The following is a 25609-nucleotide window of genomic DNA, read 5'->3' as shown; positions in this document are numbered from 1 at the left end:
CATCCGCCCGCGGTCCCGATTGCGGCCGTTCCTGCCCTCAGGAGGCGGCCGTCACACGTTCCGCCACGACCGGCCGGTCCTCGACGTCGATCGGCTTGCCGATCCGGTAAGCGGCGCGAATGGCCTTGGTGGCACGCGCGGCCGCCGCTTCATCGGCCGCATGGACAATGGCAAGCGGCCCGTCGCTGTCGACCGTATGGCCGACGCCGGCAAGATGGGTGAAGCCGACAGCCGGATCGATTGCCTCGTCCGACGTATGACGGCCGCCGCCCAGCTCGACGACGGCGATGCCGACCGCGCGGGCATCGACGCCGACGACGGTGCCCGGTGCATCCGCATAGATCGCCCGCTCCACCGGCGCCGTGGCGAGATAAATCTCGGGCCGCTCAATGAAATCGGTCGGACCGCCGAGGCCGGCAACCATGCGCGCGAAGCGTTCGGCCGCCTGTCCGCTTGCGAAGGCGCGACGCATCCTGTCGGCGCCCTCGTCCGCATCCGTGGCAAGCCCACCGATGACAAGCGCCTCGGCTCCAAGCGCCACGGTGACGTCAAAGAGGCGGTTGTCGATTTCCCTGCCCGTCAGAAAGTCCACCGCGTTGCGCATTTCCACCGCATTGCCGGCGGCGGAGGCAAGCGGCTCGTTCATATCGGTGAGAAGCGCGGTGGTCCGGCATCCCGCCCCATTGGCCACGGTCACGAGGCTCTCGGCCAGCGCCTTCGCCTCCTCGTAGCTGCCCATGAAGGCGCCTGTTCCCCATTTGACATCGAGGATCAGCCCCTGAAGGCCGGCGGCGAGTTTCTTCGACAGAATGGACGCGGTGATGAGATCGAGGCTCTCGACCGTGCCGGTCACATCGCGGATTGCGTAGAACCGCTTGTCGGCCGGGGCGAGGTCGGCGGTCTGGCCAATGATCGCGCACCCCACCTCCTTCACCACCTTGCGGAAGAGCGCATTGTCCGGTTGCGTCGTGTAGCCCGGAATGCTGTCGAACTTGTCGAGCGTACCGCCGGTGTGGCCAAGGCCACGGCCGGAGATCATCGGAACCGCCGCCCCGCAGGCGGCAAGCGCCGGCGCCAGCATCAGCGAGACATTGTCGCCGACGCCGCCGGTCGAATGCTTGTCGAGAACGGGTGCATCGACATCGCTCCAGTCGAGCACGCTGCCGCAGTCGCGCATGGCAAGCGTCAGAGAGACGCGCTCCTCCAGCGTCAGTCCCTGGAAGAAGACCGCCATCGCCAGCGCCGACACCTGCTCGTCACGCACGCTGCCGTCGACAAGCCCCTGGACGAAGAAAGCGATCTCCTCGGCATCGAGAGCACCGCCGTCCCGCTTCTTGCGGATAATTTCCTGGGCCAGCATGTCGGTCAGTATCCTTCCCCAGACGCTGCCGCCGTGCCGTCGAGAACAGCGAGAAGCGCGTCGAGCAGTCCGCTCGCGCCAAAGCGGAAATGCGCCGCGGACACCCAGTTCTGGCCGAGCAGGCGGTCGGCAAGCGCCAGATACGCGCCGGCATCCTCAAGCGTGCGGATGCCGCCGGCCGGCTTGAAGCCGACCTCGCGTCCGTCCTCGCGACGACGCTCCTCGATTGCCGTCAGCATGATCTCGGCCGCCTGCAGGGTGGCATTGACCCGCACCTTGCCGGTCGAGGTCTTGATGAAATCCGCTCCGGCCGCGATCGCCATGTTGGAGGCGACATGGATCAGCAGAGCGTCCTCGATCTCGCCCGTTTCGAGAATGACCTTGAGCAGCCGGTCTCCGCAGGCCTCGCGAACGCGCGCGACCTGCGTTTCGGCAAAGCCGCGCCTGCCGCTGACAAAGGCGCGCCAGGGCATGACGAGGTCGATTTCGTCCGCCCCCTCGCCCACCGCCTTGCGCGTCTCCTGCAGGACGGCGTTCGTGTCCTCGCCACCATCCGGGAAGTTCACCACGGTGGCGACCCCAACGCCAGAGCCGGCCAGATTGGAGGCGGCCTGAGCGACAAAGCGCGGCCAGACGCATACGGCGGCAACCGTTCCATGCGGCGTGACGGCGCGCGCGCACAACGCGTCGATGTCCGCCTTGCCACAGGCTTCGTCGAGATTGGTCAGGTCCACGAGAGGAAGCGCCCGCGCGGCGATATCCATTTGTGTGGTGTCAGTCATTGCCAAGATCCTTCACGAAACCGCGAATGAGCGTTTTCAATGCGCCAACGGCGGTCAGCGCCGTCGACTTGGTTTCCGCGTGCGACAGCGCATGCGGGTGAAGCCCCGCGCCATAGTTGGTGATGGTGGAGATCGCCGCCACCCGCAGACCGAGATAGCGCGCCAGGATCGCCTCCGGCACGGTCGACATGCCGACGGCATCGGCGCCCAGCAGCTTCGCCATGCGGATCTCCGCCGGCGTCTCGAAGGAGGGGCCCGAGAACCACATGTAGATGCCCTCGCCCATGGCGATGCCGGCCGTCTCGGCCTGTGCGCGCAGGCGTGCCCGCAGGTCGGCGTCATAGGCCGCGCTCATGTCGAGGAACCGGTCGTCGCTTTCCTCGCCGATCAGCGGATTGATGCCCGACCAGTTGATGTGATCACAGATCAGCATCGGCGTTCCCGGAGCGAAGTCCTCACGCAGCGAGCCGGCCGCGTTGGTGAGAAGCACCGTGTCGCAGCCAAGCTCCTTCAGCGTCTCCAGCGGCGTGCGCATCACTGTCGCGCCACCGCCCTCGTAGTAGTGCGCGCGCCCCGACAGCACCACGACGGACACACCCTCGAGCGTTCCCGCGACAAGCTCGCTGCCATGTGATGAGACGGTGGAGATCGGAAAGCCGGTCAGGCGGGTGTAGGGCACCCGCACCGCGTCCTCGATGTCATCGGCCAGCGCGCCGAGCCCCGACCCAAGCACCATCCCGATGCGATAGTCGCCCGGCCGCGCGGCCCGCACGATCGATGCGCATTCCGAGCCGTATCCACTCACGAAGTTTCCTTTCGGTTCTCGCCCGACGTCGCCTCATGCAGCACGAACCTGTGCGGCAGGAGTTCGCCGAGCGTGAATGTCGCGCGCACGCCACGCGTGTCGCAGATGTGAACCGGCGTATCGTCGCCAGCAAATTCGGCAAGACGCTGGCGGCAGCCGCCACAGGGCGTGCAAAGGGCCGCGTCGGCCATGACGAGAACCTCGACAACCGAGGCTTTTCCTTCGGCCGCGACCATCTTGCCAAGCGCTGTCGTCTCCGCGCACCAGCCTTCAGGGAAGCTGGCGTTTTCAACATTGCAGCCGGAATAGATCCTGCCACTTGCCGAACGCACCGCCGCGCCGACGGCAAAGCTCGAGTAGGGAGCATGAGCGTTGGCGCGCGCCGCCTTGGCTTCCTCGAACAGCCTTGCGATATCCGTCATGTCCTCTCCTTCACATAAGCCGTGCCTCCGGCCCGCGGCGGCACGGCCTTGCCGATGAACCCGGCGAGCAGCACCACGGTGAGGATATAGGGCAGTGCCTGTATCGCCTGTACCGGAACCTCTCCGATAACCGGAAGCTGCTGCCCCTGGAGCCGGATCGCCGCCGCGTCGAGGAAGCCGAAAAGCAGGCAGGCGAACATCACCGGCAACGGCTTCCACTTGGCGAAGATGAGCGCGGCCAGCGCGATGAAGCCCTTGCCCGCGGTCATGTCCTTGATGAAGCCGGCTGACTGGGCAATCGACAGATAGGCTCCGGCGAAGCCGCAAAGGATGCCGGTGCAGATCACAGCCCGGTATCGCAGCCAGGCGACCGAAATGCCGGCCGTGTCAACGGCGGCCGGGTTTTCGCCGACCGCGCGCAGCCGCAGTCCGAAGCGGGTGCGAAAAAGGATCCACCACGACAGCGGCACGGCCACGAAGGCAGCGTAGACGAGGATGTTGTGACCGGACAGGAGTTCGGAATAGACGCCTCCGATCACCGGCACATCGCGCAGCTCCTCGGCGAACGGCAGCGTGATGTCGCGGAACCGGCCGCCGCCGCCGAGCGGCGGCGTGCGCCCACCCTGGCTGAACCACGCCTGCCCCAGCAATGCCGTCAGTCCCATCGCCAGAAAGTTGATCGCAACGCCGGAGACGATCTGGTTGCCGCGGTTGGTGATGCAGGCGAAGCCGTGGACAAGGGCGAGGCCGATCGAGACGCCAACACCCGCCAGAAGCCCGAGCCAGGCTGACCCGGTGACGCCGGCGGCGGCGCCGGCGGCGAAGGCGGCGCCGAGCATCTTTCCTTCCAGACCGATGTCGAACACGCCGGAGCGTTCGGAAAACAGCCCGGCAAGGGCGGCAAGCAGCAAGGGCGTTGCGAGGCGCACCGTGCTGTCGAGGACGAGGATCACCGTTTCGAACATGGTTCCGCCCTCACGCCGTCTTTGCCGATGGTTGCGACAACACACCGAAGATCCTGACGAGCGCCGGCCGGAACATGTGCTCAAGCGCCCCCGCGAAGAGGATCACCAGCCCCTGGATCACCACGATCATGTCGCGCGTGATGGCCGGCATTTCGAAGGCAAGCTCGGCGCCGCCCTGATAGAGCATGCCGAAGAGGATCGCCGCCAGCACGATGCCAACCGGATGGGCGCGTCCCATAAGCGCAACCGCGATGCCGACAAAGCCGTAACCGGAGACGAATTCGATCAGCAGCCGGTGCTGCGACCCCATGATCTCGTTCACCGCCATCAGCCCGGCAAGACCGCCGGAGATCAACATGGTGATCACCGTGATCCGTTCCCCCGAAATGCCGGCATAGGCGGCCGCCGTCGGGCTCGCGCCGAAGGTACGGATCTCGTAGCCGAGCCGTGTGCGCCAGATCAGCACCCAGCAGAGCACGCAGGCAAGAAGCGCGATGATGAAGGTGACGTTGACCGGCGCGGAGCCGAAATCCGCGCCGGGGATCACGTCCTGAAGCAGCGGCAGCCGCCCGCCGGCCTCGAAGGTGCGGGTTTCCGGCTGCATCGAGGCCGGCCGCGCCATGACGTTGACGAGCAGGTAGACCATCAGCGATGCGGCGATAAAATTGAACATGATGGTGGTGATGACCACATGGCTGCCGCGCTGGGCCTGCAGCACCGCCGGAACCAGCGCCCAGAGCGCGCCGGCGGCAGCCGCACCCGCCACGGCAAATGGCAGCGTCACCCACCAGGGAACATAGCGGTCGAGGGCAAGGCAGGCCAACGCGACACCGAGGCCGCCGAGGTAGGCCTGCCCCTCGCCGCCGATGTTGAACAGTCCGCCGTGGAACGCGATGGCAACGGCAAGCCCGGTGAAGATGAAGTTGGTGGCGTAGAACAGCGTGAAACCGATGCCCTCGTTCCAGCCGAAAGCCCCCCACACAAGGATCTTGACCGCCTCGATCGGATTTTCTCCGATCAGCAGGACAACCAGTCCCGAGACGATGAAGGCTGCGGCCACGTTGAGCGCTGGGATGAGAACGAAGTCGACCCAGCGCGGAAGATTTCCCGCGTTCATTCCGCTGCCTCCTGGCTTGCCCCGGCCATCAGCATGCCGAGCTCGCCTTCTTCCGCTTCCGGCGACCTTTCGCCGACGATGCGCCCGTCGAACATGACCAGCACGCGGTCAGCGAGCGCCCGGATCTCGTCAAGTTCGACAGACACCAGCAGCACCGCCTTGCCGGCGTCGCGCAGCGCGACAAGCCGCTTGTGAATGAACTCGATGGCGCCGATGTCGACGCCACGGGTCGGCTGGCCGACGAGCAGCACCGCCGGATCGCGCTCGATCTCGCGGGCAAGCACGATCTTCTGCTGGTTTCCGCCGGAGAAATTGGCGGTCTTCAGCATGCAGTCCGGCGGGCGGATGTCGTATTTCTCGATCTCGGCGCGAGCATGCGCGCGCGCTGCCTCCACGTCGAGCATCGCGCCAGGCCCGAAGGCACGGTCGCGGTGATAGCCGAGAATGGCGTTCTCATATTCAAAGAAGCGGGTGACGAGCCCCATGCGGTGACGGTCCTCGGGCACATGGGCAAGGCCAAGCCCTCGCATTTCCGCCGCATCCGGCTCGCGCGCGGCAAGGTCGACGGTCGTTCCGTCGACCGTTACGCGCCCCGAAAGCGCCTTGCGGATGCCGGCCACCGCCTCGAGCAACTCCGACTGACCATTGCCGGAAACGCCCGCGATGCCGACGATTTCGCCGGCGCGCACGGACAGCGAGACGTCCTTCACCACATCGACGCCGCGCCCGTCGCGCACCGTCAGCCGATCGACGACCAACACCGGGCGTCCCGGCTCGGCCGGACGCTTCTCCACTTCCAGCAGCACCCTGCGACCGACCATCAGTTCGGCCAGTTCGCCCATGGAGGTCTTTGACGTCTCGCGCGTGGCGACGATCTCTCCGCGCCGCATGACCGACACCTCGTCGGTCACGGCCATGATCTCGCGCAGCTTGTGGGTGATGAGGAGCACCGTCTTGCCCTCGTCCCGCAGCACCTTGAGGATGCGGAAGAGATGGTCGGCCTCGGCCGGGGTCAGAACGCCTGTCGGTTCGTCGAGAATGAGAACGTCGGCACCGCGGAAAAGCGCCTTGAGGATTTCCACCCGCTGCTGAAGGCCAACGGGCAGGTCCTCGGTCACCGCATCCGGATCGACCTTGAGGTCATAGTCGTCGGCAAGCCGCTTCAATTCGGCGCGCGCGCGCGCCACGCCAGCCCCCAGAAGCGCGCCGCCCTCAGCGCCCAGGATGACGTTCTCCAGCACGGTAAAGTTCTGCACCAGCATGAAGTGCTGGTGCACCATGCCGATTCCCTTGGCGATGGCGGCCTGACTGCTGGATAGCGACACCGCCTCGCCGTCGATGCGAATTTCGCCGGCGTCGGCATGATAGAAGCCGTAGAGGATCGACATCAGCGTCGACTTGCCGGCCCCGTTCTCGCCAACGATGCCGTGGATCGATCCCTTGCGGATCTTCAGGTTGATGTCCTTGTTGGCGTGGACAGCGCCGAAACTCTTGTCGATGCCGACAAGCTCGATGGCGAGCGTCTCGGTCATAGCGGGCACTCCCCTTGCGTCGCCACATCGTGCACCACAACGCGGCCGTCGGCGATGGCGGCTTCCGCCGCGCGCGCCGCCTTTTCCATTTCGTCGCTGACGAGCGCACGGTTGTCGTCGTCAAGCACCCAGTCAACGCCCCCCTCCTTCAGGCCCAGTTCCTCGATGCCCGGAGTCCAGCGCCCCTCCCGCGCATCCATGAAGTTGGCGAGGACGGCCGTGTCGACGCGCTTGCGGATCGAGGTCAGCACATGCCCTGGATGCAGACCATTCTGATTGCTGTCGGTGCCGATGCCGAGCACGCCCGCATCGGCGGCGGCCTGCAGCACGCCGATACCGGTGCCGCCGGCCGCCTGGATGATCACATCCGCGCCTCGCGTGATCTGGGAACGGGCGAGTTCCGCCCCGCGCGCAGGATCGGCGAAGGCCGCCGGGGTGTCACCGGCCATGTTGTAAAGCACGCGAACGTGCGGCGAGACGGCGGCAGCGCCCTGACGGTAGCCGCACAGGAACCGGCGGATGATGGGAATGTCCATGCCGCCGACGAAGCCGATGGTGCCGGTCTTCGACGCCATCGCCGCGAGAAGTCCGGCGATGTAGGAGCCTTCATGCTCGCGGAAGATAACGGAGCGCACGTTCGGCGCGTCGACCACCATGTCGACGATGGAGAAAGACGCATCGGGAAAGCTCTTCGCCGCAGCCGCGACGGCGCTTGCCTGGTTGAAGCCGATGGCGACGATGGGAAACTCGCCGCGCTGGGCGAACCGTCTGAGCGCCTGGAGGCTGTCGGCGTCACGTGCGATCTCGAACTCGCGATACCGCCCGCCGGTCTCTTTCGCAAAGCGCTCCGCGCCGCGATAGGCGCTCTCGTTGAAGGAGCCGTCGAACTTGCCGCCGACCGAATAGACGAGCGCCGGCTCGGCCATGGCGGCGGTGGCGGAAAAGAGCAGGGCGGCCAGTGTCCGCAGACCCTGAAGGGGCAGGCGGCGAGGCGTCTGTTTCGAAAGATATCGGGTCATCACGCCTCCCCGGCCGCCCAGGCGCGACCGGCCTCGATCAGACGGGCGACGGCTGTTGCGCCGCCGCCCGTACGCGGCCTCAGAACGGGCAACTGTCGGTGGAGTTGTAGTCGTGCACCTTGACCGTGCCGGCGATGATGTCGGCCTTGGCCTTCTCGACCGCGTCCTTCATCTCGGGCGTGATCAGGTCCTTGTTATTGTCGTCCAGGGCCCAGTCGACGCCATTCTCCTTGAGGCCGAGCGAGTAGATGCCCGAGGTCCAGTTGCCGGTGCGTGCGTCCTCGAAAGTGGTGTAGATCGCGGTATCGACGCGCTTCAGCATCGAGGTCAGCACATGCCCCGGGTGCAGGCCGTTCTGGTTGCTGTCGACGCCGATGCCAAGCTTGCCCTCGTCGGCCACCGCCTGCAGAACGCCAAGACCGGTGCCCCCGGCGGCGTGGAAGATCACATCCGCGCCGCGGTCCATCTGCGACTTCGCCAGTTCGCCCCCCTTGATCGGGTCGGTCCAGGCTGCCCCGGTGTTGCCGGTCATGTTCTGGAACACCGTCGCCTGCGGGTTGGTCTCCATCACACCCTGCTTGTAGCCGCAGGCGAACTTGCGGATAAGCGGCACGTCCATGCCACCTACGAAGCCGACCTTGCCGGTCTTCGAGGCCATCGCCGCGAGAAGCCCGACGATGTAGGAGCCTTCCTGCTCCTTGAAGACGATCGAACGGACGTTCGGCAGGTCGACCACCATGTCGACGATGGCGAACTTGGTGTCCGGAAACTCCTGGGCGACCTTCTTCAGCGCACCCTCATAGGAAAAGCCGATGGCAACCACAGGGTTGGAGCCGCGACGGGCGAAGTTGCGCAGCGCCTGTTCGCGCTGGCTGTCGTTCTGGATCTCGAAATCGCGATAGTTCGTGCCGGTGTCGGCCTTGTACTTCTGGGCGCCGACATACGCCGCCTCGTTGAAGGACTTGTCGAACTTGCCGCCGAGGTCATAGACGACCGCCGGTGCGAAATCCTCGGCCATCGCCGTTCCCGCAAGAAGCGTCGCAGCCGCGACACCGAGCATGATCCGTTTCAACACTGCATTCACCTCCAACTATGCGGCCGCTTCGGCATCATGCCGAGCGCGCCTGTCCTGTTCTGCCGGCGGCCGCAAGAGCCCGGCCCAGACTTTCATCGACGATCAGGTCGGTCACGAGGCCCGAGCGCAGGGCCGCGCGGGTCGCCTCGAGCTTGCCGAGACCGCCGGCGAGCGCGACCACCCGCGCGCCGCTGACAGCCTCGAAAGGAAGGCCGACGGCCTTGTCTCCGAGCTTCGCCGATACCAGCCGCCCCGTGCTGTCGATGAAGCGGCCCATCAGATCGCACACGGCCCCCGAGGCTATGAGATCGCGCTGCTCGTCGCGCGAGATCAGGTCACGGCGGATCAGGTGGCCATCATCCTCGACGGAGCCAATGCCGATGACGAAAAGGTCCGACTTGCGTGCGCGCTCAAGCAACGCCTGCACGCTGCGCTGGCCGAGGAACATGTCGCGCTCGCCGACGCTGTCGGCGAGATAAGGCACGGGAAGATAATAGCCCTCGCCGCCGGTGCGCTCGGCAAGTTGCTGCACCACGTCGAAGGGATTGGCCGACAGTTTGCGCGTCAGCGAGCCCGAAATGGAGACGATGGACAGATCCGGACGCAAGACGCGCGGCATGCGCTCGACCGCCGCGCGAAGCGTGCGCCCCATGCCGACGCCGACTTGGGAGACCGTCGGCGCGCCGAGCAGGCTCGCAAGATGCGGCCCGGCAACCTCTGCGATGGAGCGAATGTCGCCATCGTCCTCCGTCCCGCCGATGTCGGGAGCGATCAGGCAGGACGAGAGCTTGTGCTCGGTAACCAGGTCCGCCTCGACCGCGAGACAATCCGCCGGGCGACCGACGATCTGGAAGCGGACGAGGCCGGTGCGTTGGGCATGGGCGATCAGGCGGTGAACCTTGGCCGTCGAAATTCCGAGCCGCGTGGCGATCTCACCCTGCGTCGCGCCGCCAACGAACGACATCCAGGCGGCGCGGATGGCCATGTCGGTGGTCCAGTCGACCTGAGGCATGAAGTGCCGTCCCCTCGCCATCGGGCAGCCCCGGCTGCCGCATGCACCGGCACTCCCGCCAGAGGAGGAAGATCAGCCGGCTAGCCCGAAAAATTCTTCAACCTTTGCGGTTTCTTTCATTCAGACTGCATGAGCGGCCCCGCAAGGTCAAGCCTGTTTACGCCGCGTTCCCGGCAAGAAATCGCATCACCCGGCAAATTTTGCCGACCACCCGGCAACATCTGCCGTCTTCGCGGGCACAACACTCGATTGCGCACAAACAGCAGGCAGAGCGCCACCGCGCTCCGGCCACGTCCGCCGCGCTGGCCACGCCAGGGCACGCTCCTTAACCGGCTGATCTGACACGGGTATCAGAAAACGCAAATAGTGCGCTTATTTTAATTGATGACGTAGCGTCTGCAAGACATCTCACTCACTCAGGCTCGCCCGCAACTGGCATGCCTCTTGCTGATTTTCACTGTCGCCAGACCAGTCGTTCTTGGCGCGGGCGCGGTGCCCAACCGGGACGGCAGGAAGATAAGGCGGGAGGGGACTGGGAAGAGAAGCGTCTGACAAGGCAGGAGCCCTTCAATCGGTTGAAGGAGTTCGACCATGTGCGTGTCAGTCCCCATCAGTCGGCGCGGCAAGACCCCGCCGGCGATTTTCAAGTCTCTGGGCCTCGCCGCCGCCATCGCGCTCGGCGGCGCTGCCGCATCCGGCCACAAAACGCTCGCCGCAGGCACCCCGCCGGTTGTGGGCTATGGCTATGCCCCCGACCGCGAGGTCGACGTCGAACTCGTCCTTGCCGTCGACATCTCCCAGTCGATGGACGTGGACGAGCAGGAGGTGCAGCGTGCCGGCTACGTCGCGGCGCTGACCTCGCCGCAGGTGCTCGACGCCATCCGCTACGGCCCGACCGGACGCATCGCCGTCGCCTACATGGAGTGGGGCGGCACCGGAGAGCAGTTCGTCGTCGCCGACTGGTCGGTGATCAGCGACGCGTCGACGGCCGCCGCCTTCGCCACCAAGATCGCCGAGGCGCCACTCAACCACCGACAGCGGACCTCCATCTCCTCCGCGCTCGCCCAAGCGACGCTCATGGTCGGGAGCAACAGCTACGAGGGCCTGCGCAAGGTCATCGATATTTCCGGCGACGGGCCGAACAATCAGGGCGGCGCTGTCACCGCCATCCGCGATCGGACGGTTTCCGCCGGCATCACCATCAACGGCCTGCCGCTGATGATGAAATCCGACAAGGACACCTGGCAGTCGATGATGAACATCGACAACTATTATGAGGACTGCGTCATCGGCGGCCCGGGGCATTTCTTCATACCCGTCCGCTCCAAGGGACAGTTCGCGGATGCGATCCGCATGAAGCTGGTTCTGGAGATCGCCGGTCTCGTGCCAACGCAGCCGCAGGTGATACGTGCGGCCGGCCGCAAGCCGGTCAATTGCAGCCTCTATGACTGAGGCAAGGCCACGCTGCGCGACGGCCCACCACGGCACAGACACCGGGACGGGTTCCAACACGCTCCGGAAACGGGTAATTCTTGGGGGAGCCCCGCCGGGCGGTCGGCCATGCTCCCGCGAGCGGAGACCGCACCCGATGGCTCGACGACCAGGGCTCCTGGCCAAAAGCCAGGCCCCATGAGCAGGAATGCCCCGTGACTCAGTCAGACCAGGCAGTGAAACCGGCGCTCGCGCTGATAGCCCATGACGCAAAGAAGGAGGACATGGTCACCTTCGCGCGCGCCCATTATGATAAACTGCGGGCCTACCGCCTGTTCGCCACCGGAACCACCGGCGGGCGCATCATCGAGGCCTGCCCTGAACTGGACGTGACCCGCCTGAAGAGCGGCCCGCTCGGTGGTGACCAGCAGATCGGCGCGATGATCGCGGAAGGCCGGCTCCAGGGCATGATCTTCCTGGTCGACCCGCTGTCGCCGATGCCCCATGACGTCGACGTGAAAGCCCTGATGCGGCTTGCTCTGGTCTACAACATCCCCATGGCGCTGAACCGGGCCACCGCCGACATCCTGCTGCGCAGCGCCCGCCTTGCTGGTCTGGCGACAACGTCCCGAACGCCCGAAATCCAGTTGCAGACGACATGAGTATCCCTGCCAGGCTCGAGAGCGCCCCCTCGCTTCGTCATTTCCCCTTTCCCGTGCTGGTCGCCGACATCGGCGGCACCAATGCGCGTTTCGCCATTATCTCGGACGCCCACGCGCAATCGCGCGTCTTCGGGTCGGTCGCAACCGCCGACTACCCGGACCTTTCACAAGCCGCCCGGGCGGCCGTGCTCGACCACACCTCGGTAATGCCGCGCACGGCGGTGATCGCGGCGGCCGGTCCGATCACGGGAGAGAGGATCTCGCTCACCAACGCCGACTGGGTCATCGAACCGCGCGGGCTTTGCGCCGAGTTCGGCCTTGAACGGCTTGTCGTGCTCAACGACTTCGAAGCCCAGGCGCTTGCGCTGCCGGGCCTTGCCGACGATGCCGTCCACCAGATCGGCGGCGGCAAGGCGCTGGCCAAGGGCGCAAGGGTCGTGCTCGGCCCAGGCACCGGCCTCGGCGTCGCCGCCATGGTTCATGCCAGCGACACCTGGGTGCCCATCCCCGGCGAGGGCGGGCATGTGGAACTCGGCCCCGTTTCCGAGAGCGACTACCGGATCTGGCCGCACATCGAGCGGATTGGCGGGCGCGTCAGCGCCGAGCGGATCATCAGCGGCAGCGGTCTCTTGCACCTTGCCCGGGCCGTCGCCAGCGAAGCCGGCCTCGACCGGCGCTTCACGGAACCCCGCGACGTGACGCTGGCTGCCGACGCGGGCGACGAGGTCGGCCTGCGCACCATGGACGCCTTCGTGCGCGCGCTCGGTCGGGTCGCTGGAGACTTCGCCATCACCTTCCTCGCCCGCGGCGGCGTGTTTCTGGGGGGCGGCATCGCGAAGCACATCGAGACCTATCTGGCGCATCCCGCGTTTCGCACCTCCTTCGAGGCCAAGGCCCCTCACGCCGGACTGATGAAGACCATTCCCACATTCCTCATTCGCCACGAGCAGCCCGCGCTCGAGGGCCTCACCGCCTTCGCCCGAATGCCGACGCTCTTCGCCGTCGAGCTTGCCGGCCGCTCCTGGACGGCCGAGGCCGGCGGCCCGGACGAATGACCGCCGGCCCGGTCACCCGGGTCTCGGGACTGCCGATCGACGCGGCGCTGCCAGACCTCCTCGCAACACTCGAGGCGCGGAACGCCGCCGTGCTCGTCGCCGAACCCGGCGCCGGCAAGACGACCGTCGTGCCTCTCTGCCTCCTCGATGCCACCTGGCGGGGTGACAACCGCATCGTGCTGCTGGAACCCCGGCGGCTGGCGGCACGCGCAGCAGCCGCCCGCATGGCATCGCACCTCGGCGAGCAGGTCGGCGGCACCATCGGTCTGCGCGTGCGCATGGAAACGCGCGTGTCGGCCCGCACCCGGATCGAGATCGTCACCGAGGGTGTCTTCACCCGCATGATCCTGGACGACCCGGAGTTGTCCGGCATCGCCTGCGTGATCTTCGACGAGTTCCACGAACGCTCTCTCGAAGGCGACCTCGGCCTCGCCCTGGCGCTCGACAGCCAGGGCGCGTTGCGTCCGGACCTGCGCATCCTGCCCATGTCGGCGACCCTCGACGCAGGGGCCGTTTCCCGCCTGCTCGGCGACGCACCCGTGATTGCCTGCCCGGGCCGGACCTTCCCCGTCGAAACCCGCTATCTCGGCCGCGATCCGCAGGCCCATGCCGCAGATCAGATGGCAACTGCCATCCGCCGGGCGCTTGGCGAGGAAGCCGGCTCCCTCCTTGCCTTCCTGCCGGGCCAGGGCGAGATACGGCGTTGCGCGGAACGGCTGGAGGACCGCCTGCCCGCCGACACCGATCTTGCGCCGCTGTTCGGCGCCATGGACGGCAAGGCGCAGAGCGCGGCGATCCGTCCGGCCGCGCCGGGACGCCGCAAGGTGGTGCTCGCCACCGCGATCGCACAGACCTCCCTCACCATCGAGGGCGTGCGGGTGGTCATCGACAGCGGACTTGCCCGCGTTCCCGTGTACGAGCCGGGCACGGGCCTGACCCGGCTTGAGACCGTGCGCGTTTCGCGCGCCTCGGCCGACCAGCGACGCGGGCGCGCGGGGCGAACGGAACCCGGCATCTGCTACCGGCTCTGGGACGAGGGCCAGACAGCGGCGCTCGCGGCGGCCGACCGGCCGGAGATCCTAGAAGCCGATCTTTCCCGCCTCGTTCTCGACCTCGCCTCCTGGGGCGTCACCGATCCCTCTGCGCTCGGCTTCCTCGATCCTCCGCCGCAGGCCGCCTGGCAGGAGGCCTGTTCGCTGCTGCGGGACCTGGATGCACTCGACGGCAACGGGCACCTGACGCAGACCGGCCAGCGGATGATGCGGCTCCCGCTCGCGCCGCGCCTTGCCCACATGCTGATTGCGGCGGGCGAGCATGACGCGGGCCGCCTTGCCAGCGAAATCGCAGCGCTCCTGTCCGAGACGGGCCTCGGGGGACGGTCCAGCGACCTGCGCGCACGCCTTGCCGACTTCCGCCGAGCCCGCGACCCGAGGTCGAAGGCGGCCGCCGGTCTTGCCGCGCGCTGGCGCGAGATGGCCGACATCGCCCCGGGCTCGACCGGCGACGAAGCGGCGGGCCGGGTGCTGGCGCTCGCCTATCCCGACCGGGTGGCACAGGCGCAGGACGGACGCGGCGGCTTCCGCATGGCGAATGGCCGTGGCGCGCGCCTGGAGGAGAGCGACGCGCTCGCCCGCGAGCCCTTTCTGGCTATCGCCGAGGTGCAGGGGACGGCGGCGCGCGGACGTATCCTGCTCGCCGCGCCGATCGCGCGCTCGGAGATCGAGGAACTTTTCGACGCTCATATCGAGAATGGAACAGAGGTTTCCTGCGATGGCGAAGGCAAGGTGCGGGCACGGCGGATCACCCGGCTGGACCGGCTTGTGCTTGCCGAGACAGCAGACCCCTCGCCTGCCCCGGAAGCGGTCGCGCGCGCGCTTGTTGCCCACGTCCGCAAACGCGGGGTCGACAGACTTGCCTGGTCGAAGGCGCAGGCCGCGCTTCGCGCCCGCGTGACGACGCTGCGCGCGCTGCTTGGTGCCGATGACGCCGCCGCCTGGCCTGACCTCTCGGACACAACGCTTTGCGGGACCCTGGAGGACTGGCTCGAGCCCTATCTGGCGGGGCTGAGGAATGCGGCCGAGATCGACCCGGAGGTGCTCGGCTCGGCGCTGGCAGGGCTTCTCCCGCAGTACCGGCTCGCGGATCTCGACCGGCTGCTGCCGACCCATTTCGACGCGCCGTCAGGCTCCCGGGTGCCAATCGACTATGACCGCAACGAGGGACCGGCGCTGCCGGTCCGGGTGCAGGAACTCTTCGGCCTCGACCGGCATCCGGCAATCGCCGGTGGCAAGGTGCCGTTGCTTCTGGAGCTTCTGTCCCCGGCTCACCGGCCGATCCAGCTCACCCGCGACCTGCCGGGGTTCTGGCGCGGTTCCTGGACCGCGGTGCGCACGGAAATGAAGGGGCGCTACCCCAGGCATCCCTGGCCAGAAGACCCGCTCACCGCTCCGCCCACTGCCCGCGCCAAGCCGCGCGGACAGTAGCCGCTGCTCACTCCTCCTCGGCCATGGCGATGAGGCTGGCATTGCCGCCGGCGGCTGCGGTGTTGATGGAGACCACCTGTTCCAGCGCGAAACGGCCGAGGTAGGCCGGTCCGCCCGCCTTGGGACCGGTGCCGGAAAGCCCGGATCCGCCGAAGGGCTGGGTGCCGACCACGGCGCCGATGGTGTTGCGGTTGACATAGACGTTGCCGACGGACAGCCGGTCGACCACCTTCGCCACCATCGCGTCGATGCGGCTGTGAACGCCGAGCGTCAGCCCGTAGCCGGTCGCGGCGATGGTCTCGAGCATCTTCGGCAGATCGCTCGCCTTGTAGCGCACCACATGCAGGATCGGGCCGAAGGTCTCGCTTTCGAGCGCGTCCGGGCGGTCGAGCTCCACGATATGCGGGGCCAGCCAGGTGCCGCCGGCGAACCGCCCACCCGGCGCCGACCCGGCGTAGACCACCTTCTGCGACGCCCGCATGGCATCGAGATGCGCACGCAGCCTGTCGCGTGCGGCGACATCAATGACCGGGCCGATGTCGGTCGCCGGATCAATGGGGTCACCCAGCGAAAGTTCGCTTGCCGCGCCCTTCAGCATTTCCAGGTGCTTGTCGGCGACATCCTCCTGCAGATAGAGCAGACGCAGCGCCGAGCAGCGCTGGCCGGCCGAGCGGAAGGCCGACATCATCACGTCATCGCAGACCTGCTCGGGCAGCGCGGTCGCATCCACCAGCATGGCGTTGATGCCGCCGGTCTCGGCGATGAGCGGCACGATGGGGCCGCGCTTCTCGGCCAGCGCACGGTTGATCGCCCAGGCGGTCGCCGTCGAGCCGGTGAAGGCGACGCCGGCGACCCGGGGCTCGGCGACGAGGGCGGCTCCAAGCTCGCGGCCGCCGGGGGCGAGCAGGAACACGTCCTCCGGCACGCCCGCTTCGCGAAGCAGTTTCGCCGCCTCATGAGCGATCAACGGCGTCTGGTCCGCCGGCTTGGCGATCACCGCGTTTCCGGCAAGCAGTGCCGCGGTTACCTGTCCCAGGAAGATGGCGAGCGGGAAATTCCAGGGCGAGACGCAGACGAAGACCCCGCGTCCGCGCAGCCGGTAGCGGTTTTCCTCGCCCGTCGGCCCCGGCATGAGCATGCCCTCGCCAAAGAGCTTCATCGCCTCGGCGGAATAGTAGCGGCAGAAGTCGACCGCCTCGCGCACCTCGGCAAGGCCGTCCGGCAAGGTCTTGCCCGCCTCGCGCGCAAGCAGCGCCATCAGGCGCGGGCTCTCGCGTTCCAGCAGGTCACCCAGTTTCGAGATGGCGGCCGCGCGCACGTCGACCGGTGTCCGCGACCAGCGCGCGAAACCCCTGGCGGCGGCGTCGAACATCGCCGGCACCTCCGCCACCGTTGCCTCGCGCACGCGCCCGACCCGGGTGCTGCCGTCCACCGGGGAGACCACGTCGCGCAGCGATCCCGCGTCCGCCTGCGCCGCTGGGTAAAGCGGTGCGGCGTCGCCGGCCGTCGCCGGGGCTTTTTCCAGCGCCTCGACGAGCGCCAGCCGGTCGGCGGAATACCCGAACTCGAGCCCCTTCGAGTTCACCCGGCTTTCGCCGTAGAGAGCGCCGGGGAGCGGGATCTTGCGGTTGCGTGCCCGGGTGCCTCCGGCGAGCATGTCCTGCGGACGGGCAAGGAGCCTGGAGATCGGCACGGAGGCATCACCAACGGCGGACACGAACGAGGAGTTCGCGCCGTTTTCCAGCAGGCGGCGCACCAGATAGGCAAGAAGATCGCGATGACCGCCAACCGGCGCATAGATCCGACAGGGGTGGCCGTCGCGTTCGGTCACCGCCTTGTAAAGGCTCTCGCCCATGCCGTGCAGGCGCTGGAACTCGAAGCCGCCCTGGTTCCCAGCCAGCGCGATAACCTCGGCCACGGTGAGCGCGTTGTGGGTGGCGAACTGCGGGTAGAGGCAGTCACGCGCGCCAAGCATCGCTCGTGCGCAGGCGAGATAGGAGAGATCCGTCGCCGCCTTGCGGGTAAAGACGGGGAAGTCCGCAAGCCCACGCTCCTGCGCCCGCTTGATCTCGGTATCCCAGTAGGCGCCCTTGACGAGACGCACCATGAAGCGACGGTCGAGCTTGCGCGCAAGCTCGATGATCCACTCGACGGTCTCGAGCGCCCGCTTCTGATAGGCCTGGATGGCCAGGCCGAAGCCTTCCCAGCCCGCCAGCGAGGGGTCCGCGGCGACAACGGCGATGACGTCGAGCGAGATCTCCAGCCGGTCGGCCTCCTCGGCGTCGACGGTGAAGTTCAGGTCGTATTTTTTCGCCTTCTGCGCCAGCACGAGCAGGCGGGGAGCGAGCTCGTCCCGCGCCCGCGCGCCCTTCACCGCCTCATAGCGCGGGTGGAGCGCGGAGAGCTTCACCGAGATGCCCGGCCGGTCGGGCAGGGCTTTCGAGCCAGCCCCCTTGCCGATGGCATCGATCGCGTCGGCGTAGGAACGGAAGTAGCGTTCCGCGTCCTCGGCCGTGCGTGCGCCCTCGCCGAGCATGTCGTAGGAATAGCGATAGCCCTTGGCCTCCTGAGACTTGGCGCGCGACAACGCGTTCTTGATGGTCTCGCCGAGCACGAACTGGTGGCCGAGCACGCGCATCGCCTGCCGCGTCGCTCCGCGTACGGCCGGCATGCCCATGCGCTTCACGAGCGACGCGAGGATCGTGTTCGGCTCCTCGCCCGGGTGGATCAGCCGCGAGGTGACCCCGAGCGCCCAGGAGGAAGCGGAGACAAGCCAGGTGTCGGACGGCCCCGCCTGGCTTTCGTCGAAACGGGCGGCGGCGAGCTTGTCCTCGATCAGCTTGTCGGCGGTCGCCGCATCCGGAACGCGCAGAAGGGCTTCGGCAAGCACCATCAGCGCCAGACCCTCGCGCGTCGACAGTCCGTATTCGCGCAGGAAGTCCTCGACGCCGCCAAGCCCGCCGATCGCCGAACGGATCGAGTGGATGTAGCCGGTGGTGAGATCGTCGACCCGGGCCTCGGTCGTGGCGTCGAACTCGAGCCGCCCGAGCAGGCGGCGCACCGATGCCTCGTCGGAAGGCGCGAAGGCGGCGCGGAAGGGCGCGATGTCCGCTCCGGACGTCGTTGCTGGCTGGCGGTCCATGGACAGGCTCATGCGGAAAACTCCCCGGTCGTCGAAGGTGATCGCGGCCGCCGCCGGGCCTTGTTCTGGTCCGTCCGTCAGCCCGGTCTGCCCGCCCTGCCCCTGTCATGAAATGTAAGGCGGACAGGCTGCGCGGCAAATTCACGAGATTTTTCCAAGTATATTCGCTAGCCTTCCGGCATTCTCACGAAAGATGGATGCATTATCCGTGAAAACCTCGACAGAAAGACAAAATTCCGTGATTTCCACGGACCTAGATCGCACCGACCGGCGCATCCTGGATGTGCTGCAGGAGGACGGACGCATCACCACCACCGACCTTGCCGCGCGCGTGAATCTCTCGCCGACGGCGACCGCCGAGCGGATGAAGCGCCTGATGCGGGAGGGCTACATCCTGCGCTTCTCCGCCGAGCTCGATCCAGACCGGCTGGGCCAGTCGCTGCTGGTCTTCATCGAGGTAAAGCTCGACCGGACCACTCCGGATGTCTTCGACACGTTTGCCGAAGCGGTGAAGCACGTTCCGCAGGTTCTGGAATGCCACATGGTGGCCGGCGGTTTCGACTATCTGGTCAAGGCGCGGGTCTCCGACATGGCGGCCTATCGGCGACTCCTCGCCGACGCGGTGCTCGATCTCCCCGGCGTGCGCGAGACCCACACCTACGCCGTGATGGAAGTGGTGAAGGACACGCACATCCTGCCGCTGTGACCGGATGGAGCGCGGACGCGGTTCGCTCACCGCGCGTCACGAAGCCGTGTCTTGACCGGGTCCCCGCCATCCGGCACGACAAGGCAAAAGGGGAAGGTAACTCAATGATCCATCGTCTCTCCCGGCCATTCCGCCTGCCACTTGCCGTGGCCGCTCTCGGTCTCGCGTCCGCGCTTTTCTGCGTCCATCCCGCCCGGGCGGACGCAACCCCCGATCCGACCGACTGGCAGGGCGTTCTGGAGGCCGCGAAGGGACAGACGGTCTACTTCCACGCCTGGGGCGGCGAACCGAGGATCAACGCCTTCATCGACTGGGCGGGTGAGCAGCTTTCCGCGCGTCACGGCATCACCGTCAAGCAGGTGAAGGTTGACGACACCGCCTCGGTGGTCTCGCGCATCGTCGCCGAGAAGGCTGCCGGCAAGGATGACGGCGGCGCCGTCGACCTCGTCTGGATCAATGGCGAGAACTTCACCGCGCTCAAGAAGGCGGGACTGCTGATGACGCCCGGCTGGGCGACCAAGCTGCCGAACTGGCAGTATGTCGACACCACCGACAAGCCCGCCGTGCTGACCGATTTCACCGAGCCGACCGACGGGCTGGAAAGCCCGTGGGGGATGGCCAAGCTCGTCTTCATGTACGACACGTCCCGCATCGACACGCCGCCGCGCACGCTCGAGGCGCTTGCCGACTATGTGAAGGAACATCCCGGCAGCTTCACCTATCCGCAACCGCCCAACTTCCACGGCTCCACATTCCTGAAACAGGCGCTGGCCGCAACCATCGACGATCCGGCGAAGCTCTCCCGCCCCGTGGATCCCGCAAGCTTCGCGCAGGACACGGCACCGCTCTTCGCCTGGCTCGACAAGCTGCACCCGAACCTCTGGCGCCAGGGGCGGGCCTTCCCGGCGAACCAGCCGGCGATGCGCCAGTTGCTCGCCGACGGCGAGATCGACATCGCCTTTACCTTCAATCCCTCCGGCGCCTCCGCCTCGATCGCTGCGGGTGAACTGCCCGACACGGTGCGAACCTTCGTCCTCGACGGCGGCACCATCGGCAACGCCCACTTCCTGGCCATCCCCTACAACGCCAGCGCCAGGGCCGGCGCGCTGGTGCTTGCCGACTTCCTGCTTGGCCCCGAAGCTCAGGCCCGCAAGCAGGATCCGGCAATCTGGGGGGACCCGACCGTGCTGGCCCTCGACAGGCTGCCGGCGGATGACAAGGCCCGTTTCGACGCGCTCGACCTGGGCGTCGCCACCCTTTCTCCCGACAAGCTCGGCCCGGTGATCGACGAGCCGCACGCCAGCTGGATGACGGAGCTCGAGCACGCATGGATCGCCCGCTACGGCGTTCAGTGAGACCTTCCGGCCCTTGCCGGTCGCGGCGCGCGCCGTGACGACGCGGGTGCAAGGTCCTGCACGGCCCCGCGGCGCCGGTCCGCTGCTGGCCCGCGCGCCGCTGATCACACTGGCGCTGATGATCGGGCCGGTCGCCGCCGGCCTTGCGGGGACCGCGCTTCCCGCCTTCGGCTATTTTCCAGCACTTGGGAGCGCAGAGTTCTCGCTGGCGGCCTTCGACCGGCTCGCCCGGGAGCCCGGATTGCTGACGTCGGCCCGGCTCAGTCTCGGAACCGGGCTTGGTGCAACCCTTCTGGCGCTGGCAACGGCGCTGGCGTTTACCGCCGCTTTCGAGGGCACCCGCGGTTTCGCCGCGATGCGCAACGCCCTTTCGCCAGTTCTTGCCGTTCCCCATGCCGCGGCCGCCTTCGGACTTGCCTTCCTGATTGCCCCTTCGGGCTTTCTTGTGCGGCTGCTGTCGCCCTGGGCGACCGGATCGGCGCGACCTCCGGACCTGCTCATTCTCGGCGATCCGGCCGGCATCGCCATGATGTTCGGACTGGCGCTGAAGGAGATGCCCTTCCTGTTCCTGATGATCCTGGCCGCCCTCCCCCAGGCCGACGCGGAGAGGTCCCGGCAGGTGGCGGCAAGCTTCGACTATGCCCGTATCGCCGGCTGGGCGAAGACAGTGCTGCCGCGCGTCTATCCGCAGATCCGGCTGCCGCTGTTCGCGGTGATTGCCTATTCGACCTCGGTCGTCGACGTGGCACTCATTCTCGGTCCGACCACGCCGGCCCCACTTGCCGTGCGGCTCGTCGGCTGGATGCACGACCCCGATCTTTCGCTCCGGTTCATGGCCTCGGCCGGCGCGCTGCTCCAGCTCGTCCTGTCGCTGTTCGCGATCCTTGCCTGGATCGCCGGCGAGCGTCTCGTCCGCCGCGCCGGCCTCGGATGGATCCGCCGTGGCGGGCGCAGCGCCGCCGACCGGCCGCTTGCAGTGGTCGCCGGCGGCGGCGTCGTCATCGCGCTCGGCGCGCTCCTCGGCGGGCTGGCGCTGCTCGCCCTGTGGTCCGTCGCCGGTCCCTGGCGCTTTCCCGATGCCCTGCCGAGCGGCCTCACCCTGGCGACCTGGACACGCCACCTGGGCGATGCCCGCTCCGCCGTCGCGACGACGCTGACCATTGGCCTTCCCTGTGTCGCCGTCGCCCTTGTTCTGGCTCTTGCCTGCCTGGAGGGCGAGGTCCGCGCCGGTCGCAGCCTTCGGCACCGGACCTTGCCGCTTCTCTACGTGCCGCTGATCGTGCCGCAGGTCGCCTTTCTCTTTGGCCTGCAAGTCCTCTTCCTGAGCGTCGGCCTGCACGACACGCTGTTCGCCGTGGGGCTCGCCCACATGGTCTTCATCCTGCCCTATGTGTTTCTGGCGCTGTCCGACCCGTGGCGGGCAGTCGATCCGCGCTACGGGCAGATCGCCGCCGCCCTCGGCGCCTCACCGGACCGCGTCTTCTGGCGGGTTCGCCTGCCGATGGTCGCACGCGCCGTCGCAACGGCAGCCGCCCTCGGCTTCGCGGTGTCCGCGGCGCAGTATCTGCCGACACTGCTTGTCGGCGGCGGGAGGATCTCGACGGTGACAACGGAAGCGGTGGCGCTGGCAACCGGCGGCAACCGTCGGCTGGTCGCCCTGCATGCCCTGCTGCAAATGGCATTGCCGCTCGTCGCCTTCCTGCTGGCCGCGCTGCTGCCGGCGCTGCTCTACAGAAACCGCGCGGCACTGAGGACCACGACATGACCTGCCCCGGCACGGCCCCGGGCCTTGTCTTCGACAAGGTCGCAATCGACAAGGATCATGCACCGCTCATCGCGCTCGACCGCCGTATCGCACCGGGCGAGGTGCTGACGGTGATGGGTCCCTCCGGGGTCGGGAAATCGACGCTGCTGGCCTATGCGGCGGGTTTTCTGGCGCCGGCGTTCCAAGGAACGGGACGGGTTCTCGTCGACGGAGAGGACGTCACCCGCCTTCCCGCTCATCGTCGCCACATGGGATTGCTGTTCCAGGATCCGTTGCTGTTTCCGCATCTGTCGACCGGCGACAACATCGCTTTCGCCCTGCCAGCCGAGGTGCGCGGGCGTGCGGCGCGCCGGCAGGCAGTGCGCGAGGCACTTCGTCAGGTCGATCTGGACGGCTATGAGGACCGCGACCCGGCAACGCTCTCGGGCGGTCAAAAAGCGCGTGTCGCGATGATACGGGTACTGGTCAGCCGGCCGCGCGCGTTGTTGCTCGACGAGCCTTTTTCCAGGCTCGATGCAACGCTGCGCGACCAGATCCGCCGGCTGGTCTTTTCCATGGCGCGGGAAAGGAACCTCCCCGCGCTGCTGGTGACGCACGATTGCGCCGACGCACAAGCCGCCGGCGGGCCAATCGTCGAACTGCCCGCATCAGGCGGGCTGTCCACGCTTTAGCCGGCGGCGGAAGCAGCCTGCGACTGCAGCAGGCCATAACGCTCGATGCCGATATTCTCGATGAGCTGGAGCTGGGTCTCCAGATAGTCGATGTGCCCTTCCTCGTCGGCGAGCAGGGTCTCGAACAGCTTCATGGAGACATAGTCCGAGGCGGCATGAGTGACCTCGCGGGCCTCGCGGTAGAGAGCGCGCGCGGAATACTCGCCGGCGAGATCGGCCTCGACAACCTCCTTGAGCGAGGTGCCGATGCGCAGCGGGTCAAGCGTCTGCATGTTCGGGAAGCCGCCGAGAAACAGGATGCGCTCAATCAGCCAGTCGGCGTGCGTGCGCTCCTCATCAGCCTCTTCCTTCTCCTTGGCGGCGAGGCGCGCGTAGCCCCAGTCGTCGAGCAGGCGGGCGTGCAGCCAATACTGGTTGACCGCGGTCAGCTCGTGCCGCAGCGCCTTGTTGAGGTATTCGATAACTCTCTCGTCACCCTTCATTGCCCGCCTTCTCCTTCTTTTCCGGCGCTTGCGCCTGTTGTTTCGCGGCCGGCGCGGCCGCCTCGTCGGTGGCTTCCTCGTGGATCATCGGAATGATCGTGCTGAAGCATCCGCCACAGCGCGGGCGCTTTCCAAGCGCGCGGAAAACCGCGCCCGGTGTCACCACCGAGCGTTCGGGTCCGGACTGAAGTTCGCGCGCGGCGCGGCGAAGCTCCTTGTCGGTCAGCACGTTGCAAGAGCAAACGATCAAGAGGATGCCCGTCTGTCACAGGTGTCGGCGGGCCTCCCGGCCCCGCCCCGGTTCCCGTCTACATATGGGAGAGCGCATCGGGTTTCAACGCGCTTGCGCATGCCAACCGGGATACGACCGCACGCATCAAGACCGCGGGCCGGGCACTGGAAAGTTGCGCGCAACGCCAGCTCGCCTTCAGGATGTCGGACCGAACCTCCTCGCGCCGCGTAAATGTAGGCTCACGGTTATTTAGATAAATTATCCGAAATAACCCTGGGTTTACGTATTGACCGCAAGATCCTCCCAAACAGCCAATCCGGAATGATGCGGAGAATCCTCAGGGGAAATGCAAATGCGTATCTTGTCTCGCCTCAACCTGGTCTCAATCGTCTCGCTTGCCTCTGCGGCGATCCTCACGCTCGCTCTCGCAACAATGGGAACCGTCGTCTATCTTGTGCTCAAGGACCGAACCCAGAGCGAGGCGGTGAGCCGGCAGAACAGCAGCTTGCGCGTTGCCGCGACGATCGTCGAGCGTGACATGCCCGGCACCCGGATCGACTGGACTAAGGATGGCAACGTCGCCCGCGTCGAGATGAACGCCATCCCCGACGAGGTGAGCGATCACACGATGATCGACACCATCGGCCGCATGACCGGCGAGACGGTCACCGTGTTCAAGTGGGACGACGAGACCCGCGATTTCTGGCGCAAGACGACCAACATTATCAAGCCGGACGGAACCCGCGCGGTCGGCACCAAACTTGGCCAGACCGGCGCCGTCTATCCCCTCGTCACGAAGGGAGAGACCTTCCGCGGCGAAGCCGTGATCCTGGGCAAGCCCTATTTCACTATCTATGCGCCGATCTTTTCGCCCGAGGGCAAGATCATCGGCATTCTCTATGCCGGCGTCAGCAAGGCGGCGATCACCGCTGTCATCAGCAACATGACCCGCACCCTGGCCTTGGCTTTCTTGCCGATCCTCGCCATCGCCGTCTTCGCCATGGCCTATCTGGCGCGCCGGCTGCTGCGTCCGATCCCCCAGCTTGCCGATGTCACCCATCGCATCGCAGACAACGACCTGAGCGTCGAGGTTCCCTATACGGAGCGAACGGACGAGATCGGCCAGCTCGCCGGATCCGTCGCGGTGCTGCGCGAGAACGCGCTCGAGCGGAACACGCTCGCCTCCCAGCGTGACATGACCGACGAGGAGACACGCCAGCGCCAGATCGCGGTCGATGCGCTGATCGCCGAGTTCCGTGAGACGGCCCGGAACATGGTCGGCGCCGTGAGCGAGACGGCGACGGGCCTCGACGCAACGGCCCGCCAGTTGAGCGACATGGCCCGCGAAAGCGCCGACAGCGCCAGCGAGACCACCAATGCAAGCTCGCAAGCGACCGACAGCGTGCAGACGGTCGCCTCCGCCGCCGAGGAGCTCTCCGCCTCGATTGCCGAGATCTCCCGCCAGGTCGGCCAGACCACCCAGGTCGTCAGCCAGGCGACCCAGGGCACCCATTCCACCAACGAGAAGGTCGCAGG

Annotated in this window: 22 protein-coding genes; 9 read left to right on the top strand and 13 right to left on the bottom strand. The window is 67.1% G+C overall.

The annotated features are described in order from the left end of the window. Window positions 1-37 precede the first annotated feature (37 nt). The 10 genes from deoA to ACN0WF_RS07455 form a co-directional block, all read right to left on the bottom strand. Window positions 38-1360: a thymidine phosphorylase gene (gene deoA / locus ACN0WF_RS07500; RefSeq protein ID WP_417772186.1), complete on the bottom strand. Its 1323-nt coding sequence runs from the start codon at window positions 1358-1360 to the stop codon at window positions 38-40. 5 nt (window positions 1361-1365) lie between these two features. Then, the gene (deoC, locus tag ACN0WF_RS07495; RefSeq protein WP_417772185.1) at window positions 1366-2142 is read right to left on the bottom strand and encodes a deoxyribose-phosphate aldolase; all 777 of its coding nucleotides are present in this window, start codon (window positions 2140-2142) and stop codon (window positions 1366-1368) included. Further along, window positions 2135-2947, bottom strand: a complete 813-nt coding sequence (locus ACN0WF_RS07490; RefSeq protein ID WP_417772184.1) for a purine-nucleoside phosphorylase — start codon at window positions 2945-2947, stop codon at window positions 2135-2137. Before ACN0WF_RS07490 ends, deoC begins: the two co-directional genes overlap by 8 nt. After that, window positions 2944-3369 carry a cytidine deaminase gene (gene cdd, locus ACN0WF_RS07485; RefSeq protein ID WP_417772183.1) on the bottom strand — a complete coding sequence of 142 codons (426 nt, stop codon included), beginning with the start codon at window positions 3367-3369 and terminating at the stop codon, window positions 2944-2946. Before cdd ends, ACN0WF_RS07490 begins: the two co-directional genes overlap by 4 nt. Continuing rightward, window positions 3366-4334, bottom strand: coding sequence for an ABC transporter permease (locus ACN0WF_RS07480; RefSeq protein ID WP_417772182.1), 969 nt, complete (start codon window positions 4332-4334; stop codon window positions 3366-3368). The genes cdd and ACN0WF_RS07480 overlap by 4 nt, the downstream gene beginning before the upstream one ends. A 10-nt stretch (window positions 4335-4344) precedes the next feature. Continuing rightward, window positions 4345-5451: an ABC transporter permease gene (locus ACN0WF_RS07475; protein ID WP_417772181.1), complete on the bottom strand. Its 1107-nt coding sequence runs from the start codon at window positions 5449-5451 to the stop codon at window positions 4345-4347. Next, on the bottom strand, window positions 5448-6983 hold the full coding sequence (locus tag ACN0WF_RS07470; protein ID WP_417772180.1) for an ABC transporter ATP-binding protein: 1536 nt from the start codon (window positions 6981-6983) through the stop codon (window positions 5448-5450). Before ACN0WF_RS07470 ends, ACN0WF_RS07475 begins: the two co-directional genes overlap by 4 nt. Then, complete coding sequence (locus ACN0WF_RS07465) at window positions 6980-8002, bottom strand: BMP family lipoprotein (protein WP_417772179.1); 1023 nt, start codon at window positions 8000-8002, stop codon at window positions 6980-6982. Before ACN0WF_RS07465 ends, ACN0WF_RS07470 begins: the two co-directional genes overlap by 4 nt. A gap of 79 nt (window positions 8003-8081) precedes the next feature. Continuing rightward, window positions 8082-9062 (bottom strand): BMP family lipoprotein, encoded by a 981-nt coding sequence (locus ACN0WF_RS07460; RefSeq protein ID WP_417772550.1) that lies wholly within the window; start codon window positions 9060-9062, stop codon window positions 8082-8084. 49 nt (window positions 9063-9111) lie between these two features. After that, window positions 9112-10089 carry a sugar-binding transcriptional regulator gene (locus tag ACN0WF_RS07455; RefSeq protein WP_417772178.1) on the bottom strand — a complete coding sequence of 326 codons (978 nt, stop codon included), beginning with the start codon at window positions 10087-10089 and terminating at the stop codon, window positions 9112-9114. A 591-nt stretch (window positions 10090-10680) separates the two neighbouring features. Here ACN0WF_RS07455 and ACN0WF_RS07450 point away from each other — a divergent pair. From ACN0WF_RS07450 to hrpB, 4 genes are all read left to right on the top strand, one after another. After that, window positions 10681-11541 (top strand): DUF1194 domain-containing protein, encoded by an 861-nt coding sequence (locus ACN0WF_RS07450; protein ID WP_417772177.1) that lies wholly within the window; start codon window positions 10681-10683, stop codon window positions 11539-11541. A 194-nt stretch (window positions 11542-11735) separates the two neighbouring features. Then, entirely contained in the window at window positions 11736-12182 is a 447-nt protein-coding gene (locus ACN0WF_RS07445) for a methylglyoxal synthase (RefSeq protein WP_417772176.1), read from the top strand. Then, window positions 12179-13237, top strand: a complete 1059-nt coding sequence (gene glk / locus ACN0WF_RS07440; RefSeq protein ID WP_417772175.1) for a glucokinase — start codon at window positions 12179-12181, stop codon at window positions 13235-13237. Before ACN0WF_RS07445 ends, glk begins: the two co-directional genes overlap by 4 nt. Next, window positions 13234-15720, top strand: a complete 2487-nt coding sequence (gene hrpB, locus ACN0WF_RS07435) for an ATP-dependent helicase HrpB (protein WP_417772174.1) — start codon at window positions 13234-13236, stop codon at window positions 15718-15720. Before glk ends, hrpB begins: the two co-directional genes overlap by 4 nt. 7 nt (window positions 15721-15727) lie before the next feature. Here the strand turns inward: hrpB and putA are convergent, their stop codons facing one another. Further along, the gene (gene putA / locus ACN0WF_RS07430) at window positions 15728-18874 is read right to left on the bottom strand and encodes a bifunctional proline dehydrogenase/L-glutamate gamma-semialdehyde dehydrogenase PutA (RefSeq protein ID WP_417772173.1); all 3147 of its coding nucleotides are present in this window, start codon (window positions 18872-18874) and stop codon (window positions 15728-15730) included. A gap of 181 nt (window positions 18875-19055) precedes the next feature. On the opposite strand from putA, the gene ACN0WF_RS07425 reads away from it, so the two are divergent. From ACN0WF_RS07425 to ACN0WF_RS07410, 4 genes are all read left to right on the top strand, one after another. After that, the gene (locus ACN0WF_RS07425; protein ID WP_417772172.1) at window positions 19056-19568 is read left to right on the top strand and encodes an Lrp/AsnC ligand binding domain-containing protein; all 513 of its coding nucleotides are present in this window, start codon (window positions 19056-19058) and stop codon (window positions 19566-19568) included. A gap of 104 nt (window positions 19569-19672) precedes the next feature. Beyond that, window positions 19673-20923: an ABC transporter substrate-binding protein gene (locus tag ACN0WF_RS07420; protein ID WP_417772171.1), complete on the top strand. Its 1251-nt coding sequence runs from the start codon at window positions 19673-19675 to the stop codon at window positions 20921-20923. A gap of 34 nt (window positions 20924-20957) precedes the next feature. Next, window positions 20958-22688, top strand: a complete 1731-nt coding sequence (locus ACN0WF_RS07415; protein ID WP_417772170.1) for an ABC transporter permease — start codon at window positions 20958-20960, stop codon at window positions 22686-22688. Further along, complete coding sequence (locus ACN0WF_RS07410) at window positions 22685-23359, top strand: ATP-binding cassette domain-containing protein (protein ID WP_417772169.1); 675 nt, start codon at window positions 22685-22687, stop codon at window positions 23357-23359. Before ACN0WF_RS07415 ends, ACN0WF_RS07410 begins: the two co-directional genes overlap by 4 nt. Here the strand turns inward: ACN0WF_RS07410 and bfr are convergent. Together bfr and ACN0WF_RS07400 are read right to left on the bottom strand one after the other, a co-directional pair. Continuing rightward, window positions 23356-23841 carry a bacterioferritin gene (gene bfr, locus ACN0WF_RS07405; protein WP_417772168.1) on the bottom strand — a complete coding sequence of 162 codons (486 nt, stop codon included), beginning with the start codon at window positions 23839-23841 and terminating at the stop codon, window positions 23356-23358. The two genes, ACN0WF_RS07410 and bfr, sit on opposite strands and share 4 nt — an antisense overlap. Further along, window positions 23831-24091: a (2Fe-2S)-binding protein gene (locus ACN0WF_RS07400; protein WP_417772167.1), complete on the bottom strand. Its 261-nt coding sequence runs from the start codon at window positions 24089-24091 to the stop codon at window positions 23831-23833. Before ACN0WF_RS07400 ends, bfr begins: the two co-directional genes overlap by 11 nt. 334 nt (window positions 24092-24425) lie before the next feature. Between ACN0WF_RS07400 and ACN0WF_RS07395 the strand changes: the two genes are divergently transcribed. Next, window positions 24426-25609, top strand: a 1184-nt coding sequence (locus tag ACN0WF_RS07395; protein WP_417772166.1) for a Cache 3/Cache 2 fusion domain-containing protein, incomplete at its 3' end; no start/stop codon positions are given.

The sequence above is a fragment of the Stappia sp. genome (assembly GCF_048268045.1).
GTDB lineage: Bacteria > Pseudomonadota > Alphaproteobacteria > Rhizobiales > Stappiaceae > Stappia.
Note: the sequence above shows the minus strand (reverse complement) of the source record. Positions and strands in the feature narration are given on the sequence as shown.